We start from the raw sequence: 19,589 nt of genomic DNA, 5'->3' as shown, positions 1-19,589 counted from the left end.
TGTGGCGCAATGTGCAAAAGATATTGATTTCGCGTTCATTCATTGCGATAATTCCCCAACCTAAATCTGATAATCAAAACTGTTCTTTTTGGAATCGCAATAAATGATCAAACAACCGGCGTATTTGTTAGGAATTGAAACCAGTGGCATCACCTGTGCGGTGGGCATTGCCAACAACGACCAACTACTGATCGAATTGGCGGCGGGCATCAAAAACATTCATTCGCGGGTGCTCTCCCGTTTTGTAAATGAGGCCTTGGAAATTGCCGGAATTGAAGCCGGTGATTTGGCAGGTGTCGTCGTTTCCGCCGGACCCGGATCGTTTACGGGATTGCGGATCGGTTACAGCGTCGCCAAAGGCGTGGCGCATGCGCTGCAAAAACCAATCATCGAAGTGCCAACGCTGGATGTGTGGGCGTATCAAACCGGTGCACAATCGATGCCAGTTTTGTCGGTGATCGATGCGCATCGCGGTGAAATGTTTGCGGCACGTTATTTATGGAAAAACAACGTGTTAAATCGCGAAAGCGAATACGAGATGCTGGCACCGGAAGCGTTGCAATCATTTTGCCAAACGCCACATCTGGTTGCCGGAAACGATGCAAATTCAATGGCAGCGGAGCTGCTGAACAATCTGCCGAATGGCTCGCAGCTTGCAAATCCGGCGGCAGCCTATCCGCAGCTGTGGGCGCTGCATTCCCTCGGATTTCAGCGATTCCAAAACGGTGAACTAAGCGATACCGCAAGTTGCGAACCCATGTATATCCGCGCATTCAAAGGGGCATCATGAACGGTCAGCCGCTGATCCGCACGATGCGTCTGGAAGATCTGGACGCAGTTATGGCCATCGAACATCAGATTTTTTCGGAAGCCTGGACGCGCAAAAGCTACATTTACGAAATAAAGGAAAACCGTTTTTCGCTGCCAATTGTGCTGGAACTTGAGGGCGAAATTATCGGGCATGCTGTCGCCTGGCATGTTTTCAACGAATTTCACATTGCAACCATTGGCATCCGGCAGGAAAATCAGGGAAAAGGCTGGGGCAAATTTTTGCTGAAAGCCATTTTGGGAATGAGCGACGGTGCAGATTACGTGTTGCTGGAAGTGCGTAAAGATAATGACACTGCCATCCGGATGTACGAATCGTTCGGGTTTATTCCGTTGCGCATCCGGCGCGGCTATTACCGCGACGGGGAAGACGCTATTGTGATGCGCAAACAGTTGTAAATCCAACTCTCTAAGAAATAGGTTTCCATCCGCAAGATTATCCCTTATATTGAATTTTATGAAAAATCTGCATCAACCGATGGGTTCATGCAGTAAATTGCGGTGTTGAACTATTGGTAAATCCAACCGGAGATATTGGCAAAATGCCGGAATCATCTTCTGAAAAACCGTTGAAAGTGTTGATCGATATTCACATTATCGAAGACGTTCTGGAAAAAAAACCGCCGCACAACACAACTTCGTCAGAGTTGGTTAGCAAAGTGCTATCTCGCGAAATATTGGGCGTTTTGCCCGGATTCGCGATTGTTTCCATCTACCGGAAATTGCGTGACAACGCTGCCGCACAGCAGGCGGAAGATGTGATCGACTGGTTTTTGGCAAATTTTGAGATCGCATCGCTCAGCAAAGAGTTGTTCGTTGCTGCCCGCAGCTCGGAAATGGAAGATTTTGATACGGCGCTGATGCTGTATTCAGCCATTTTCAGCCACTGCAAAATGATCGTAACGCGTACGCCGGAACATTATCCGGATGACTCAGTGAAGGTGGTTTCACCGGAGGAATTGCTGTATCAACTTAGCCGTTCGGCTGAGTAGATTTCGGTGTTCCCGTATCTGCTGAGCAACTAAACATCGCAAATTTAACGTATTACAATTTGTTTTTGGATTAACTGAATGATCTCAATTCAAGAGGCACTTGATCTCGTTAAAACCGTCCTTCCTCAACCGCAAACTGAAGATATTTCGCTGGAAGATGCCATCGAACGGGTGTTGGCGCAGCCCGTTTTTGCAACAGAACCGATGCCCCAATTTACCAACAGTGCGATGGATGGTTTTGCCGTTCGTTGGGACGATGTGCAGTTTGCCACGGAAGCACAACCGGTGAAGCTGCAAATAACCAGCGAAAGCCGGGCGGGCGTTCCTGCCGCTGCGCATCTGCAATCCGGCGAAGCCATGCGCATCAGCACCGGCGCGATGGTTGGCAACGGTGCGGATACGGTGGTGCCCATTGAGAATACCGAAATTCATGAGCAAACAGTGATCGTCAAAAAAGTGAACAACCGCCACCAGCATTTGCGGTTCGCCGGAGAAGAATACACCGCCGGAACAGAATTATTGCCCGTCGGAACTGTGCTCAATCCGGCGCAAATAGCGGTTGCCGCATCGCAAGGCGCAGCAACGGTTGCCGTTTACCGGCGTCCGCGAGTGGCAATTATCGGTACCGGAACCGAGCTGGTTGATGTTGCGCAGACACCGGCTGCGGGGCAAATCCGGGATTCCAACGGTATTATGCTGGCTGCTGCCGCCCAAAAATTTGGCGGAAAAGTAGTCTCGCGCCAACGTGTTGGCGATGATTTTTCCGCAACGGTTGCCGCAATCGAACATGCATCGGCTGTTGCAGATGTCATTTTGTTCAGCGGTGGCGTTTCTGTTGGACCGCACGATTTGGTCAAAAAAGCCGCTCAGGAATGCGGATTTGAAACTATTTTCTGGCGTGTCCGTCAAAAACCGGGCAAGCCGCTGTATTTTGCCAGAGCTGCCAAAACACTGTTGTTCGGTTTGCCGGGGAATCCGGTTTCGGCGTATATGTGTTTTTTATATTATGTTCAACCCGTTTTGCGGTTTGCCAACGGAACAGGATTCAGTCACCGGCGTTTTACGGGTGTTCTTGCGGCACAATTGGAAAACCGATTGGACCGTGACCAACTTTTCCGCGTGAACTGCCAATATCCAACAGACAGTTTGCCGATCGTTTCGCCGCAGGAAAAACAGGCGTCGCATATGCTGACATCCGTGAGCAATGCCAGCGGATTTATTGTGTTGCCCGCTGGCCAAACCCTGCAGAAAGGGGTTCAAACAGAAGTCCTTAAAATGATATAAATAAGGAGTTTATGATGGCTGCAAAAGCAGAAGAAGTTTTCCAGAGCGAACCAAAAGTGGTGAATAAACCTCGCAAAAGTTTGTTGGGATTAATTGTTTTGGTAGCGGTTTATGTGCTTTCGCCGATCGATTTATTGCCGGAGGCGCTGATCGGACCGCTCGGTTTTCTGGATGACGCCGCACTCGTTACTTTTCTGGTGCGAAAAATTCTGAAACGTCAGTGATTCCTGAAAACGATGTCGGGCAAAAGCGGTTGTAGATCACAACAAAATCAGGTTTTTCTATTAAATTAATCTATTGCACAAACGGAATTCTGCTCCACTGCCTTTTAAAATACACGGACGGAAAAATCAGAAATACGGTTAGTTACGAGGGTTCTTGACGAAATCTCATTTGACGGAATGTCCCATGGGAAAAGTTTAATTTACGTAAAGGAGATCGATGCAAATGACCAAACGAAAACTTCGTGAACGATTGTCCAATTACGTTCGGAAGGAGAATTGTGTGATTGCCACAAGCCACACAGCTTCGAAAATCGCCGGAGAGTTGGGTTGTACCAAAGATGAGCTGGACATTTTTATTCGTGATGAATATGATATGTCCTTTAGCGGCTGGAAACAGGATCCGGGGATTGTTTTAGGATATCCGGAGTGCGAAAGCTGCGGAAAACACCGGCGAGGTCGGCCTTACGGGCACAAAGGTGAAATGTATCAATGCCTGGTTTGTGGAAATATTGGTGAAAAACGGAAGCTCAAATATAATTCCAATGGAACCGTTGGTGTGAGTGACCAGGCGCCGATAAGCCTGCCAACTCTCAGAGGGCGTTAACCTTTTGGTTTTTCATAGTTTACAAAAAAGGCATGTTCGCACATGCCTTTTTTGTTTTATGAATATCTGCATTTTGTGTTAATGCGAAACTTTTTTGTTCGCATATGTGAACCCGTTTATGAATCTTCCACTCCAAAAAAGTCCAGCCAATTGTTCAATGTCTGCAATTTGCTTTCACCGTGTTTTGCGATGCTGTTGCGCACTTTTGCCAGCGATTTTTCATTGCGTAATTTAGCGGGCGTTTTCGAATAAAATTTATCCGCCAAACAAATAATCTGTTCTTCGATAGAAACCGGCAGTAAATCGCGGTCGGGAGAGGGGCAGTTTTTGGCAGCGATATCTGTCCGCGAAATACCGACGCCGGTGTGCCGTTCGCAAACCAGCGCGTGTTTTGGCAAGCCTTCTTTCTCCAATATTTCCCGCCCGATAATGCCGTGTTGAATATACGGCGCGTCCCCAAAACAGGCGATGCCCGGCGCGTTTGTGTGGATAATCCCGATATCGTGCAACATCGCGGCTTCGCGGATAAACTGTACATCCGGCGATAAATGCGCCACTTTTTTGGCCAGCCATAATGCTTTTTGGGTAACCAGTTGGCTGTGGATCAGCAAAATTTCATGCAGCTGCGATCCCGGTTGGTAATATTTATTGATGATTTCCAGTGGTTCCAACGCTGTTCTCCATAAATTCAATTCGCAATAAAACGCAAAATTGTCGGGGATACAATAAAAAAAGAAACCCGGCACATCATCGCGGAAATGCCGGGTTTGCAGGTTTCTAACGGGAAAACGGGTTAGTGCATGGCGTAACGCTGGCGCTGTTTCGCCAAGGTCTGGATGTCATTTTGCGTAAATTTGGCGTTCATTCGAACAGAACCATTTTCTGTGGTGATGTCAATTTTATTGATAACATCGATGGCTTCGCGATTGCCGTCGAGCGACAATTTGAACCCGGCGAGTGCGCCTTTCGCCATATCGCGAACAAGTTCAGCATCCTGATTATTTTTGAAAAATCCAACGCCGTCAATACTCATCGACTGATCAATTGCCGCTGAAAAAGCTACCTGATCAACCGAAAATAGGGTGCGCAACCGCTCTTCCGGTAAATTTTCCGGCATGTTATCCATCATTTCATCGATCATCGATTGGGCGTTGGCGGTCATCCACATACCGCTTTTGTATTTGACATTCGCGAGCCGGTTGGCGATGGCATCTTTCCGCGCCGGATCGGGATTTTTGGCGAGATTCAGCCACTCTTTCACCAAATCTTCGTTGCCGAAAACCACGTGGTTGGCATCTGCAAAGCAAAGCGCTTTCTGGCGTTCTGCCATCAAAAACAGCTTGTGATTACCAACGGTTGTTTCTGTCAGGCGGTCTTCGGAATCTTTTTCGCGAATAAATTCGGAAAGGCGTTCTGCGTTAAAATTACCCACCGCAACCACCAGCATTTTTGGCTCTTTGTGCACCTGCGGCATTATCGATACGTAAACATTGTCCACATCTTTGCGGACATCGAATTGGGTTTCGGTGAGAAAATCGCGGAATTCGTTTTCCCGGTCCATTTTGGTAAAAATGGAGTCGCGGATTTCCGCAAACATGCTGCTTTCACGCAGTTCTGCGAGGTTGGCAAATCCTAACGCCATCTCGTCCTGCAAGGGCATCCGGGAAAGTTCGGTTGTCATTTCTGAGCTCAATTGTTCGGTTTTATCGGTTGAACATTGCCAGAAAAAGACTGCGGCAATTGCCAAAAAAGTTATTTTCATTAAAATTTTCATCGTAAAACTCCTTTTCAAAAATGGGTAATTTCAACAATGTATTCGTTTACGGAACGATGCGGGAATTGTTGCCGGAAGCAACTCAGAAATTTTTTCGCTGAAAAATAAGCACTGCCACACCCAGCATAAATACACCGAAACCCGTTGAAGTTGCCAACGGTACCCACGAATGAACCGGCACGCCGCGAACCAGATCGCCGGTAATTCTGCCGAGTTCCGCCACTTTTGGCAGAAAATGATACAATCCGTCCAGCACGTAACCGTAATATTTACTGGATAATAGCGCATAAATTTGATCGCGTTGCAACAGCATCGGGCTGAAAAATAAAATCATGTAAGTGAGCATCAGCGAAAACGCACCGCTGCGCACAACGATGCCCAAAAATGTCATCAGCGAAAATAAAATCGAAAATGTTACTACAATCATCACGGCGGCAAGCAAAAATCCCCAATTCCAGACACCAGTTTTTAGTGATAAAATCAGCCACGAAAAAAGCACCAGATAAAAAATATTGAATGCGACAATCGAAACTGCGCCGAGGTAGCGACCGAGCAAAATTTCCCAGCGTTTCAACGGTTTGGAAATGAGCAGATCGATCGTTCCTTTTTCCAGAAAACTGGGCACCAAACCGCTGGTTGCAAACAGTGACATAAAAACGCCGCCGGTAAACAGCGCAACCGCGATGATGCTTTGTGCAATAATCACAAATTCTGCGATGTCCACACTTTCATTTATTTCCTGACCAAACAGCGAAATGCCGGTGGTCAGCCCGTCTACAATATCCAGATTCAGCGCGAAAATAAACAACAGGCAAACCAGTGTGGAAATTGCCAAAAACGCCAGAAAAGTTTTTTTGGCGAGCGATTCCCGAAATGTTAATTGAATGATAGCGAGCAGTTTCATTGCGATTCCTTTGATTCGATAACTTCAATAAAATAATCTTCCAGCGAAATTTTTTGGGGGATGATGCCGCGAATTTTCACGGCTGCGCTGCGCAATTCATCGATCAGCGCATTCAGTTGTGCCGTATCTTTTATCGCAATTGACAAATGCCCGTTTTGTGCGGTGACGGGCACAGAAAGTTGTTCGCAAATGGGCGTAACAGCCGAAGGTTCGCTTTCAACCAGCAAATCATAATGGTGATCGCGGGAAATCAGCGATTCCAGGCTGCCCTGCCGCACCAGTTTTCCCTTTTTCAAGATAGCGATTTCATCGGAAATGCGTTCAACTTCCGAAAGCAGATGGGAATTCAAAAAAATGGTTTTGCCCTGATCCCGCAGCTTTTTCAACAAATCGCGCACTTCCCGGCGTCCCACCGGATCGATGCCGTCGGTCGGTTCGTCCAAAAACAGCATTTTGGGTTCGTTGATCAACGCCTGCGCAATGCCCAGACGCTGCAACATGCCTTTGGAAAACTTGCGGATTTTGGTGTTTTCCCACCCTTCCAGATTCACCAGCTTGAACAATCCCGGCATTCGCTGATGCAAAGTTGCTTTGTTTAGGCCGTTCAGTTTTCCGTAATAATACAGGATTTCGTTGGCTGTCAAAAATTCCGGGAAACGGTGATTTTCCGCCAGATAGCCAATATCGTTATGAATTGAAATATCGCTGATCGGTTTGCCAAAAATCGTTGCATTGCCGGCCGTCGGAAAAACGATGCCCAGCAACAGTTTGATGAGGGTTGTTTTACCGGCGCCGTTGGGTCCTAACAGGCTGAAAATGGTGCCAGCCTCGGTTGTCAACGACACACCATCCAACGCTTTTATGTTACCTTTTTGATAAAACCGGCTAAGGTTTTGGGTTTCAATAGCCTTCACAAGTTTTCCTTTCTTTATAACGCAACTGCTTACGGCAGAGATAGAAATGATGTTTCGAATTTAATCATTATCGCAGTGAAAACAGAAAAAACATGACATTAAATTTGCGAAAAACCCAATATATTGTTTAATTATGGCAACCGAACGATATAAATAGATCACTGAATGATACATTTTTTGCCGCTTTTCAAGCGGATATATTTGTGACGCTAAGAGAGTGTTTTTATGGATGTTAAGCGTGATCAGTACTCAGGCAGTCTAACGACACATGAGTATTTGTCAACCCTGAAAGTATTGTTCGTTGGCTCAGGACGATCAACATATGAGTTGATTAAGCTGCTTTTTCAGGACCCAACCATTGTTGTTTCCGGTATCGTCGGAACAAATCCGCATCCCGAAGTGCTCGCATTCACCCAATCGCAAAATATTCCCATTTACAACCAATTTGAACAAGTGATCCGCGATGAAACGCTCGATGTTATTTTTAATGTTGGCGGCAACGCGGAAGTCCAGCAGCAAATCAGCCGCGATAAAAATAGCAGTACTGTTTTAATCGGCAAAAAAAGTGTGGAATTATTGCTGTCGGCGTGGTCCGAAACTGAGCAGCAACAGCTGTTGGAAAGTTTGCTGCAACCCGCCCGCCGGGATATGTTGGAGAGCGGGGAAAGTAGTTTTATCATCGGGAAAACGGAAAAAATGCAGGAAATTTCCAACATGATCAACCAGGTTGCACCGACGCCGACAACCGTTCTCATTCGCGGAGAAAGCGGCACCGGAAAGGAACTGGTTGCAAAAATGATCCACCAGCGCAGTCCGTGGCGCGTTCGCCCGTTGATTACGGTAAACTGCACGGCATTCAGCGCAACATTGATCGAAAGCGAATTGTTTGGTTACAAAAAAGGTGCGTTCACCGGCGCAAATTCCGACCGGACCGGATTGCTGGAATTGGCAAATAACGGCTCCATTTTTTTGGATGAAATCGGCGATATGCCTGTGGAAATGCAATCAAAATTATTGCGTTTTTTGCAATCCGGCGAAATTCGGCGGGTGGGTGATTACGAAACCCGTAAAGTAAGGGTCCGGATCATCGCTGCAACTAACAGGGATCTGGAAGAAGCGATGCGCCGGGGCGAATTCCGGCAGGATCTGTTTTACCGATTGAACGCGTTTACCATTTACAGCCCTGCCCTTCGCGAGCGGCGCGAGGATATACCTGATCTTGTGTTGCATTTTTTAAAAATTGTCAGCGATAAAGTAAACAAGCGGGTAACCCGAATTTCTACGGCAGCAATGGCAGCAATTTGCGATTATCAGTGGCCGGGGAATATCCGGGAGTTGAAAAATGTGATGGAACGCGCCGTGGTAATGACTCAAAATGACGAGATCGATACCCTCCATTTGCCGCACGATATTACCGGTGCCAACGATTCCGCTGTTCAGTTAAATGCCATCGATCTGAACGAAGGGCTGATGTTGCTGAAATCCCAAATGATCGATCGTTTTGAATACGAAGTGATTTGCCGCTATCTAAAAGCAAACGAGGGAAATATTTCCCGTGCGGCCGAAAATGCCAAAGTGCCGCGAAGAACTTTTCAGCGATTGGTCAGCAAACACAATATCTCTACTGACGATTTTAAACATCGTAACGGAACACTGTAATTCCCCAAAGTGTATCTGGCACAATAGCCATCCAAACATCCCACAAAGCTTTCTCAAAACAGCGTAATGTTCAAAAAAAGACAACGATGTCGCACCAAGTGCGTCACTGATGTCACACTGAATTTTCTTAAAAAAAGCGATTTGGGCGATATTTTGAGCGATTCATCAAAAAAAGCCGTTGGGTTTGCACGAAGTAATATTGTGATCGGCGTCAATTTTGAAAAACACTCGTGCGAACCAGCAAAATTCACCAAAGTGCGACGCGGGTGTCGCACTTTATCGCAGTTGTTTTTTGCTTTACTTCGAAGAATAATTTATCTAAATATAACAAAAACAGACGTTTTGGATCATTTCGCCGGGATGCTGAAAAATTGGCATCATATTGGCAAAAAACATATTCACATCCTGGCGGATTGAAGGAAAATCACTAATTCAAACAAAGGGGTTTAAAATGTCGAACTTGCCAAAAGGCATCGCAATCAACGGTGAAATGTCGCAAGGTTACAGCGATATTCTTACCCATGATGCGCTTCAATTTATCGCCGGGTTGCACCGCAAATTTAACACGACACGCAAACCTTTACTCGCCAATCGCAACATTCGCCAGCAAGCAATCGATGCCGGAAAGTTTCCTGATTTTCTGGAATCGACGCGCGACATTCGCGAAGATGATAGCTGGAAAGTCGGCTCCATTCCGGATGACTTACAGGATCGGCGGGTGGAAATCACCGGACCGACAGAGCGCAAAATGATGATCAACGCGCTGAATTCCGGTGCAAAAGTGTTTATGGCGGATTGTGAAGATTCCTGCTCCCCAACCTGGGCAAATGTAATTGAAGGGCAAATTAATTTGATTGATGCTGTCAATCGAACCATTTCTTTCAAGAGTCCCGAAGGTAAATCGTATGAGTTGAATCCGGAAATTGCCACTTTGCTGGTTCGCCCGCGTGGCTGGCATTTGGATGAGCGGCACATCGAGGTTGATGGCGAGCCAATGTCCGGATCGCTGGTCGATTTCGGGTTGTATTTTTTCCACAATGCCAAAAATTTGCTGGAAAAAGGAAGCGGCCCATATTTTTATTTGCCCAAACTGGAAAATCATCAGGAAGCGCGGTTGTGGAATGAGGTGTTTAATTATGCCCAACGCCAGCTTGGGTTGGAAATTGGCACAATCAAAGTAACAGTGCTGATCGAAAATATTCTCGCCGCATTCGAAATGGAAGAAATTTTGTATGAATTGCGCGATCACATTGTCGGGCTGAACGCCGGGCGCTGGGACTACATTTTTAGTGTGATCAAAAAATTCCGCAATCAGGCGGATTGTTTGCTGCCGGATCGCGGGCAGATCGGGATGACCGTGCCGTTCATGCGTGCCTACACCGAACTGTTGGTAAAAACCTGCCACACGCGTGGTGCACACGCCATCGGCGGAATGGCTGCGTTTATTCCCAGCCGTCGCGATGAGGCAATCAACCGCATTGCTTTGGACAAGGTGACGGATGACAAAAAGCGCGAATCCAACGACGGGTTCGACGGCACCTGGGTTGCGCATCCGGATCTGGTTCCGGTTGCACAGCGCGTGTTCGACAGCGTTCTGGGCTCCAATCCGCATCAAAAATCGCGGTTGCGCAGCGAAGTGAGCATTGCTGCAAAAGATCTGCTGAGCTTCAACATTGCCGGTGGAAAAATTACCGAAGACGGATTACGAACCAATATTAACGTGGCAATTTTGTATCTGGAATCGTGGTTACAAGGCGTTGGCGCGGCGGGTATTTATAATTTGATGGAAGACGCCGCAACCGCAGAAATTTCGCGGGCACAGCTCTGGCAATGGATTCACCACCCAACCGCAACGGCGGAAATGAGTAACGGTGATCAGCCAAAAGTTTCGCTCGAACTATACAACAAACTGGTTCCGGAAGAAATGACCAAAATCCGGCAACTGGTGGGTGACGAGCGGTTTGATTCCGGGAAATTTGACATCGCCAAAAATCTGTTGGATGAACTGGTGAGCAACGACGATTTTGTCGATTTCCTGACGCTGATTGCATATGAAAAATTAGACTAAAAAATTTAAAAAAATATGGGCAGCCGCATCCCGGATTTGCCCATTTGGGAGCGATTAAAAATGAGCACCTTCGAAAAAGAAATTCAAAAAATGCAACAATGGATGGCCGGCGAACGCTTTCGCGCAGTTACCCGGCTCTATTCTGCCCGGCAGGTGGTTGAACAGCAGGGAACCATTTATAACGATTACACACTTGCCAAAACAGCAGCAGCAGAATTTTATGAATTATTGAGCGACCTTTTCGCCAAAGGCGAATCGATAACTACTTTTGGACCGTATTCGCCGGGACAGGCTGTAATGATGAAGCGAATGGGCATCAAAGGTATTTATTTGGGCGGATGGGCAACATCTGCCAAAGGTTCCACATCGGAAGATCCGGGCTCGGATCTCGCGAGTTATCCGCTGAGCCAGGTGCCGGATGAAGCGGCAACATTGGTCCGGGCATTGCTTGCTGCGGACAAAAATCAGCGCTTTGCGCGGATGCGCATGTCCGACGACGAACGGAAAAAAACACCGGAAATCGATTTTCGTCCGTTTATTATTGCCGATGCTGACACCGGACACGGCGGCGATGCACATGTGCGAAACCTGATCCGCCGGTTTGTGGAAGCCGGGGTTACCGGATATCACATCGAAGATCAGAAACCCGGAACCAAAAAATGCGGTCATCAGGGCGGGAAAGTTCTGGTACCGGTGGATGAGCAAATCAAACGGCTGAACACGGCGCGGTTCCAATTGGATATCATGGAGGTTCCGGGAATTATCGTCGCCCGAACCGACGCGGAAGCCGCAAACCTGCTGGAAAGCAGCGGCGACGAACGCGATCAGCCATTTATTCTGGGCGCCACAAATCTGGATGTTCCGGGATACAAATATTGTTATCTGGCGCTGATGAAACGCTTTTACGACGCCGGAATAACCGAAATTAACGGACATCTGCTGTATCAAATTTCTGATAGCGCATACGCTGAAGCCAACAACTGGTTCGAGCAAAATGGACTGATTCCGGTATTTGATGAAAAAATTGTCGCGATTACAAAAGCCGGTGGCGGCAATGTTGAAAAAATGTTCGATGCAGCGGTGAACAGTTTTGTGGAAACCTGGGAAAAATCTGCCGGCATCAAATCTTATGGCGAAGCCGTGGCAGATCTGATGGCTTTCCGCAGCGAAGAAGGTGCAACGCTGGAAATGACGACAGACGAATGGCTGGCATTTGCCGGAAAAGCATCGTTTGACGAAGCACGCAAAAAAGCGTTAGCGATGGGCATCGACGCCGATTGGGATTGTGAAATCGCCAGAACGCCGGAAGGTTATTATCAGGTTCGCGGCGGTATTGAGTATGCAATTGCCAAATCGCTGGCTGTGGCGCCATTCGCAGATATTTTGTGGATGGAAACCAAAACGGCTGACCTGAAAGATGCCAAAGAATTTGCAGATGCGATTCATGCGGTTTATCCGGAAAAAATGCTGGCGTATAATTTGTCGCCATCCTTCAATTGGGATACCACCGGCATGAGCGACGATGAAATGCGCAATTTCCCGAAAGAAATGGGCAAAATGGGATTTGTGTTCAACTTCATCACCTATGGCGGACACCAGATCGATGGATTGGCAGCGGAAGAATTTTCGACCGCGCTGATGCAGGATGGCATGTTGGCACTGGCAAAAGTCCAGCGCAAACTGCGATTGCTCAATTCAACCTATAAAACCCCGCAAACCCTCGTTGGCGGCAACCGTTTGGACGCCGCGTTGACCGCATCTTCCGGGCGAACCGCAACTACCAAAGCAATGGGCAAAGGCTCCACCCAGTTCCAGCATCTGGTGCAAACCGAAGTGCCGGTAAAATTGCTGGAAAGCTGGCTGGAATTGTGGACAAAACAGAACAAAATTGCGGTACCGTTGCACATTCAGTTGCGCCCGCACACTGCCGGATCGGAGTTGTTGGAACTGCGAGTGATGGACGAAAATCGCAATTTGGCTGCGAATGTTATCTTTGCAACCATTCACGATCGCACCGGAAAAAGCATTCTGTCCATCCGCGACCAAAACACGTTGAACGAAAGTTTCCGCAAAAAACGATTGATGACGCTGCTGCAATTGTTCCTGATTCATCGTTACAAAAGCGTTTCCCTGCATTACGTTACCCCGACGCAGGACAACCAAAAGCAAACCGCCGGTATGAAAAAAATGGGTATTTTTAACGAAGTGAACACCGAGATCGGCGATATAATTGTGGCAACCGTGAATACGGAACATGTAAAAGTGCTGCTCGATGCCGGCGAAGTGGAATTGAAAAAACTGATTGCCAAAAATTAATTCATCTGGCAGAAACAATGAAAAGCAACATGTTTAACAAGAAATCAAAAAGTCCAGGAAAACCTTCACGGCAAGGTTAACAGGGGGCAGTTCCCGCGCGGTGGTATCGGCAACCGCCGCGCGAGGTTTTTAACAATCGACCGATCTGCATTTGTGTGTTTACCTTTTTAAGCTTTCTTTTTTTACCTCAGTATTTCCAAATATTTAACAGGATTTTTTTACGATCACGGAAGACCTGCGATTTACACAGCAATTTTAGGTGATACGATAAGTGATTTATTGTTTAACCAGCAAAGGAGGATTCGCATGTGACTGTGGCAGGAGTATGGGTTGAGGTGTCTTATCATTGATGAAAAGTCATTTGTAATTAGTATCTGTTTCGGTAAAAAATGAGATTTGTGATGGACAGGGCCGCTGTAAAAAATCCAGCACAAATTTCAGATAACCAAATCCTAAACAAGCTTAGTGAGGAGAATTGTTATGTTGCGTAAATCTACGTTGGTATTTTTTGCGCTATTGGTTTCTGTATCTTTCGCCATTGCACAGGATGGTGATTGGGGAATCAAATTCTCGGGTTTTGTGAAATCCGATCATTTTTTTGACACCCGCCAGACAGTTGCGGCGCGTGAAGGTCATTTCCTGCTTTATCCGGCTGCTGAATCAATGGATGAAGATGGAGATGATATGAATGCCACCCCAAATTTCAACCAGTTGGCAATCCAAACCCGCCTGACGGGTAAAATCACCGCACCGGATGCCTTTGGAGCCAAAGTTTCGGGTGTTTTAGAAGGTGCATTTTTTGGTCATAGCGATCCGGACATCAACGGATTTCGTTTGCGCCACGCATTTATGAAAATGGTTTGGGATAACACAACCATTATTGCCGGACAATATTGGCATCCGTTATTTGTTACCGCTGTTTTCCCCGGCACTGTTTCGTTCAACACCGGTGTGCCATTCCAGCCGTTTTCGCGTAACCCGCAATTGCGTTTGGAGCAGAAATTCGGAACAGCTGTGTTAACGCTTGCAGCATCTTCCCAACGCGATTTCGCCAGCCCCGGTGGCAGTACGCCGTTGCGCAATGCCGCATTACCTAACCTGAGTGCACAAATTCAGTTAAATCCTGGCAAAAATGTTATCGGCGCAACCGTCGATTTCAAACAATTGCGCCCGTCGTTGGCAGATGACGGCAAGGTTACCGGCGTTAGCTTGCAGGCTTTCGGTAAAGCAGATCTTGGTAGTGCTGCAGTGGAATTGGAAGCAACACTTGGTCAAAACCTTTTTGATCACCTCATGTTGGGTGGATTCACTGTTGCTGCAGAGGGTTCCGAGCCGGGCAAAACTGAATATACTACGATGAACGTGTTATCTTTGTGGGGCGAAGTTTATGCTACATCCGGCAATGTTCAGCCCGGTATTTTCTTCGGTTATTCCCAAAATCAGGGTGCCAGCGACGATGTTGCAGCAGTTACGCCTTCCGCACGCGGCTTCAATATCAAAGATTTGCTACGTGTATCGCCCCGGGTGGTTATCAAATCCGGCAAAGCGCAGATCGCCGGTGAAGTTGAATTCACCAAAGCCGGCTATGTGGATACTTCTGTGGAAGATGCGTTCGACGATAAAGGAAAACCGGGAAATTCTGATCTTAGCACGTCAAACATCCGCTTGTTGTTATCGTTTATTCTGGGCTTTTAATCGCAAACAAGTGATTGTGTAGTCGTTAGGCGCATGCGCCTGAAGAAGGAAAACGTCTCAAATTTTACCGGTGCGTGTTTTAAACCGCATGCACCGGTTAACCTTAAACTGTTTTTGGAGGAAGTAATTATGGCGTCCAAAAGTATGCAGGAATACTGGAAAAGGAACCTCACTTATGTGGGCATTCTGCTGGCTGTTTGGTTTACGGTATCCTACCTGTTTGGTATTATTTTAGTTGAACAATTGGATACAATCAAATTTTTCGGATTTAAACTTGGGTTCTGGTTTGCCCAGCAAGGTTCGGAAATTGTTTTTGTGATACTGATTGTTGTTTACGTTAAGCTAATGAACAAGCTCGATCGCGAGTTCGATGTTCACGAAGACTAACTGCACTATAACTGTCTTTTGAATGAATTAATGTTGAATAAACTTAAGAAAATTAAGGAGTTATAAATGTCAATTTTAGTCTGGACCTGGATTATCGTGGGCATTACTTTTGCGATGTATATCGGTATCGCGTTTTGGACACGTGCCCGCTCTACCGGCGATTTTTATGTAGCCGCAAAAAGTGTTCACCCTGTTTTAAATGGAATGGCAACCGGCGCTGACTGGATGTCCGCAGCTTCGTTTATTTCAATGGCAGGTATTATCTCATTTCTCGGTCGCGATGGCGCTGTATATTTGATGGGATGGAGCGGCGGTTATGTGCTGCTGGCGATGTTGCTTACACCCTATCTGCGTAAATTTGGTAAATTTACCGTGCCAGATTTTGTTGCAGAACGTTACTATTCCAAAGGCGCCCGGGTTGTGGCGGTGATTTGTGCAATCTTCGTATCCTTTACCTATGTTGCCGGTCAAATGCGCGGTGTAGGTATTGTATTCTCACGCTTTTTGGAAGTGCCGATTAACTCCGGTGTGTTGATTGGTATGATTATCGTTTTCATTTATGCAGTGTTGGGTGGAATGAAAGGTATTACCTATACTCAGGTTGCTCAATATTGCGTTTTGATTATTGCTTATTTGATTCCGGCAATTTTCATTTCCATTTTGATGACTGGCAACCCCATTCCGCAATTGGGTTTTGGTAGCGAACTGGCAGATGGCAGCGGTTATTTGCTGGATAAACTGGATACCTTGCAACGAGATCTTGGGTTCGCGGCATATACCGGACGAGGGGCAAAATTGCCGATAGATGTGTTTGCGATAACCCTCGCATTAATGGTCGGTACCGCCGGTTTGCCACACGTTATCATCCGTTTCTTCACCGTTCCCAAAGTGCGCGATGCCCGTTCTTCCGCTGGTTGGGCGCTGTTTTTCATCGCATTGCTATATACAACTGCACCGGCAGTGGCAGCATTTGCACGTACCAATATGATTCAAACCCTTAATGATAGAAGACCGGAACAACTTCATGAAGCTGCTATCGCTGCAGGTCAGGAGCAACATTGGTTTGAATCCTGGAAAACAACCGGTTTGATCAAATGGGAAGATAAAAACAATGATGGTATGATCCAGTATCGCGGCGCGAATGCACCGGATGGTATCGCAAACGAACTGACCGTTGACCGCGATATTATTGTGCTGGCAAACCCGGAAATTGCTCAGTTGCCCAACTGGGTTGTTGCGTTGGTTGCTGCCGGTGGCTTGGCTGCTGCGCTTTCGACTGCTGCGGGATTGCTGCTGGTTATTTCCACATCCATCTCACACGACCTGATCAAAAATGTGTTCGCCCCGGAAACAAACGAGAAAAACGAATTGATGTATGCGCGAATTGCAGCCGGTTTTGCAGTTGTGCTCGCCGGTTATTTCGGCATCAACCCGCCGGGATTTGTGGCGCAGGTTGTGGCATTTGCGTTCGGTTTGGCTGCGGCATCTTTCTTCCCGGCTATCATTTTGGGTATTTTCTCCAAACGTACCAATAAAGAAGGTGCGTTGTCGGGTATGGTTGTAGGTATCGTATTTACAGCAGCTTACATCATTTATTTCAAGTTTGTGAATCCTGCTGCAAACACCACAGCAAACTGGTGGTTCGGAATTTCTCCGGAAGGCATAGGAACTGTTGGCATGATACTGAACTTTATTGTATCTTTTATCGTTTCTAAATTCACGCCGGAACCGCCGGCTGAAATTCAGCAACTGATTGAAGATATCCGCATCCCGCGCGGCGCTAAAGGTGCGTCACATGTTCACTAAATGTATTTGTTGAATTATTGCAGGATCGGGTTTGTGGTAAACCCGGTCCTGTTTTAAAACCTGCAGGAGGGCCGAAAGTATGAAGTATCATCCTGATTCGAATGCATCGAAAAATGCACATATCAGTTCATTGGATCAGTACCGGGAAATGTATGAGCGATCCATCGCAGATCCCGACAAGTTCTGGAGCGAAATAGCCGAACGGATAGACTGGTATGAGAAATGGCATACCGTTCGCGAATTCGATTTTGTAAATCCTGAAATTGCATGGTATAAAGGCGGAAAGCTAAACATTACCTATAACTGCCTCGATCGTCATGTGAAAGCCGGTAACGGCGACAATACCGCCATCATTTGGGAAGGCAATAATCCGGATGAAAGCGTATCTTTTTCCTATGCGCAAGTTTTGGCGGAAGTTCAAAAATTTTCGAATGTGTTGAAAGCGCACGGTGTAAAAAAAGGCGACCGCGTGTGCATTTACATGCAGATGATCCCGGAATTGGCTTTTGCCATGTTAGCCTGCGCACGAATCGGCGCGGTTCACTCCATCGTTTTTGGCGCATTTAGCGCAGAAGCATTGGTCGATCGCATCAACGATTCCGAATGTGTCGCACTCATCACGCAAGATACCGCAGTTCGTGGGGCAAAAAACAATATTCCCATGAAAGCGAATGCAGATGCAGCCGCACCCAGATGCCCGTCTATCAAACATATTTTTGTAGTTCAACGCACCGGCCAACCCGTAAATATGCAGAACGGGCGTGACCACTGGTGGCACGAAGAAATGGCCAAAGTTTCAGAAGTTTGCGAACCCGAAGTAATGGACTCGGAAGATCCGTTGTTCATTTTATACACATCCGGCTCCACCGGAAAACCCAAAGGCGTGCTGCATACGACCGGCGGATACGCAGTATACACATCATTTACGCACGAATTAATATTTGACTACAAACCCGGCGATATCTATTGGTGCACCGCCGATATCGGCTGGATTACCGGACATTCATACATTATTTACGGACCCATGTGTAACGGTGCCATTACAATGATGTTCGAAGGTGTACCCACCTATCCTGATTACGGCAGATTTTGGCAAGTTGTTGAAAAACATAAAGTTAACCAGTTTTACACAGCGCCAACCGCCATCCGTTCGCTGATGAAAGAGGGCGACAGTTGGGTGAATAAATACGATTTATCCAGCGTGCGGATATTGGGCACCGTTGGCGAGCCCATCAAAGAGCCGGAATGGAAATGGTATCAATCCGTCGTCGGGAAAGAAAATTGCCCAATCGTAGATACCTGGTGGCAAACGGAAACCGGCGGCGTGCTGATTACGCCATTGCCCGGCGCTACCCCCACAAAACCCGGTTCTGCAACGTTGCCGTTTTTCGGTATCGAGCCGGTTTTGCTCAATGAAAAAGGTGAAGAGCAGGAAGGCGCAACGCAGGGATTGCTGGCGATCAAAACATCCTGGCCGTCCCAGATGCGCACCGTTTACGGCGATCACGAACGATTCAAACAAACCTACTTTGCGATGTATCCCGGCTACTATTTTACCGGCGACGGCGCTCGCCGCGACGAAGATGGCTATTACTGGATCACCGGGCGCGTGGATGACGTGCTGAACGTTTCCGGTCACCGGATCGGTACCGCCGAAGTTGAAGGCGCGATCGGTCATGCGGAAGGCGTTGCCGAAGCCGCAGTTGTGGGTTTTCCGCACGATATCAAAGGGCAGGGCATTTACGCATACGTCACGCTGATGACCGGCGTAGATCCGAGTGACGATTTGGTGAAAGCTATCAAAAAATCTGTCCGGGAACATTTGGGACCGCACGCAATGCCGGATAAAATCCAGTTTACACCAGCGTTACCCAAAACCCGTTCCGGCAAAATTATGCGCCGCATTTTGCGCAAAATCGCCGAAGGCGAACTCGATAAACTGGGAGATACCTCCACACTGGCAGATCCGGCTGTGGTCGATTCTCTTGTTGAAAACCGACTATAAACCTGGTGCAAGCGCAATTTCGCGCAACGTCGATCCAGGCTTTTTAACCGCAAAACGGCGCTCTCTTTAACGGGCGCGCCGCTTTGCAAATGTTTTACGATTACAGTTTTGTTCAGAAAAAGGGGAGAT

At 47.2% G+C, this 19,589-nt stretch carries 17 protein-coding genes; 13 read left to right on the top strand and 4 right to left on the bottom strand.

From position 1 onward, the window contains the following. Positions 1 to 103 precede the first annotated feature (103 nt). The 6 genes from tsaB to H6629_03035 all read left to right on the top strand — a co-directional run bounded on the left by tsaB (position 104) and on the right by H6629_03035 (position 3,932). The gene (tsaB, locus tag H6629_03060; GenBank protein ID MCB9066778.1) at positions 104 to 790 is read left to right on the top strand and encodes a tRNA (adenosine(37)-N6)-threonylcarbamoyltransferase complex dimerization subunit type 1 TsaB; all 687 of its coding nucleotides are present in this window, start codon (positions 104 to 106) and stop codon (positions 788 to 790) included. Next, positions 787 to 1,227, top strand: coding sequence for a ribosomal protein S18-alanine N-acetyltransferase (gene rimI, locus H6629_03055; protein ID MCB9066777.1), 441 nt, complete (start codon positions 787 to 789; stop codon positions 1,225 to 1,227). The genes tsaB and rimI overlap by 4 nt, the downstream gene beginning before the upstream one ends. 143 nt (positions 1,228 to 1,370) lie before the next feature. Beyond that, positions 1,371 to 1,820: a hypothetical protein gene (locus H6629_03050; GenBank protein MCB9066776.1), complete on the top strand. Its 450-nt coding sequence runs from the start codon at positions 1,371 to 1,373 to the stop codon at positions 1,818 to 1,820. A gap of 78 nt (positions 1,821 to 1,898) precedes the next feature. Then, on the top strand, positions 1,899 to 3,104 hold the full coding sequence (locus tag H6629_03045; GenBank protein ID MCB9066775.1) for a molybdopterin molybdotransferase MoeA: 1,206 nt from the start codon (positions 1,899 to 1,901) through the stop codon (positions 3,102 to 3,104). Positions 3,105 to 3,118: 14 nt separating this feature from the next. After that, the gene (locus tag H6629_03040; GenBank protein MCB9066774.1) at positions 3,119 to 3,328 is read left to right on the top strand and encodes a DUF1232 domain-containing protein; all 210 of its coding nucleotides are present in this window, start codon (positions 3,119 to 3,121) and stop codon (positions 3,326 to 3,328) included. Positions 3,329 to 3,551: 223 nt separating this feature from the next. After that, positions 3,552 to 3,932, top strand: coding sequence for a hypothetical protein (locus tag H6629_03035; GenBank protein MCB9066773.1), 381 nt, complete (start codon positions 3,552 to 3,554; stop codon positions 3,930 to 3,932). A gap of 116 nt (positions 3,933 to 4,048) precedes the next feature. Here H6629_03035 and H6629_03030 read toward each other — a convergent pair whose 3' ends face one another. The 4 genes from H6629_03030 to H6629_03015 all read right to left on the bottom strand — a co-directional run bounded on the left by H6629_03030 (position 4,049) and on the right by H6629_03015 (position 7,524). Continuing rightward, positions 4,049 to 4,603 carry an HDIG domain-containing protein gene (locus H6629_03030; protein MCB9066772.1) on the bottom strand — a complete coding sequence of 185 codons (555 nt, stop codon included), beginning with the start codon at positions 4,601 to 4,603 and terminating at the stop codon, positions 4,049 to 4,051. A gap of 122 nt (positions 4,604 to 4,725) precedes the next feature. Then, entirely contained in the window at positions 4,726 to 5,706 is a 981-nt protein-coding gene (locus tag H6629_03025; GenBank protein ID MCB9066771.1) for a hypothetical protein, read from the bottom strand. A gap of 82 nt (positions 5,707 to 5,788) precedes the next feature. Next, entirely contained in the window at positions 5,789 to 6,610 is an 822-nt protein-coding gene (locus H6629_03020) for an ABC transporter permease subunit (protein MCB9066770.1), read from the bottom strand. Continuing rightward, positions 6,607 to 7,524: an ABC transporter ATP-binding protein gene (locus H6629_03015; protein ID MCB9066769.1), complete on the bottom strand. Its 918-nt coding sequence runs from the start codon at positions 7,522 to 7,524 to the stop codon at positions 6,607 to 6,609. The genes H6629_03020 and H6629_03015 overlap by 4 nt, the downstream gene beginning before the upstream one ends. Positions 7,525 to 7,851: 327 nt before the next feature. Between H6629_03015 and H6629_03010 the strand changes: the two genes are divergently transcribed. From H6629_03010 to acs, 7 genes are all read left to right on the top strand, one after another. Further along, on the top strand, positions 7,852 to 9,183 hold the full coding sequence (locus tag H6629_03010; protein MCB9066768.1) for a sigma-54-dependent Fis family transcriptional regulator: 1,332 nt from the start codon (positions 7,852 to 7,854) through the stop codon (positions 9,181 to 9,183). Positions 9,184 to 9,634: 451 nt separating this feature from the next. Beyond that, positions 9,635 to 11,251: a malate synthase A gene (aceB, locus tag H6629_03005; GenBank protein ID MCB9066767.1), complete on the top strand. Its 1,617-nt coding sequence runs from the start codon at positions 9,635 to 9,637 to the stop codon at positions 11,249 to 11,251. Positions 11,252 to 11,311: 60 nt separating this feature from the next. Next, positions 11,312 to 13,567 (top strand): isocitrate lyase family protein, encoded by a 2,256-nt coding sequence (locus tag H6629_03000; GenBank protein MCB9066766.1) that lies wholly within the window; start codon positions 11,312 to 11,314, stop codon positions 13,565 to 13,567. 480 nt (positions 13,568 to 14,047) lie between these two features. Then, positions 14,048 to 15,262, top strand: coding sequence for a hypothetical protein (locus tag H6629_02995; GenBank protein MCB9066765.1), 1,215 nt, complete (start codon positions 14,048 to 14,050; stop codon positions 15,260 to 15,262). Positions 15,263 to 15,391: 129 nt separating this feature from the next. After that, entirely contained in the window at positions 15,392 to 15,649 is a 258-nt protein-coding gene (locus H6629_02990; protein MCB9066764.1) for a DUF4212 domain-containing protein, read from the top strand. A gap of 66 nt (positions 15,650 to 15,715) precedes the next feature. Beyond that, positions 15,716 to 17,455, top strand: coding sequence for a cation acetate symporter (locus H6629_02985; protein ID MCB9066763.1), 1,740 nt, complete (start codon positions 15,716 to 15,718; stop codon positions 17,453 to 17,455). Between the two features lie 79 nt (positions 17,456 to 17,534). Continuing rightward, positions 17,535 to 19,460, top strand: coding sequence for an acetate--CoA ligase (gene acs / locus H6629_02980; GenBank protein ID MCB9066762.1), 1,926 nt, complete (start codon positions 17,535 to 17,537; stop codon positions 19,458 to 19,460). Positions 19,461 to 19,589 lie beyond the last annotated feature (129 nt).

The organism is Calditrichia bacterium (assembly GCA_020634975.1).
Taxonomy (GTDB): domain Bacteria; phylum Calditrichota; class Calditrichia; order RBG-13-44-9; family J075; genus JACKAQ01.
This window is presented reverse-complemented; position numbering and strand designations above follow the sequence as displayed.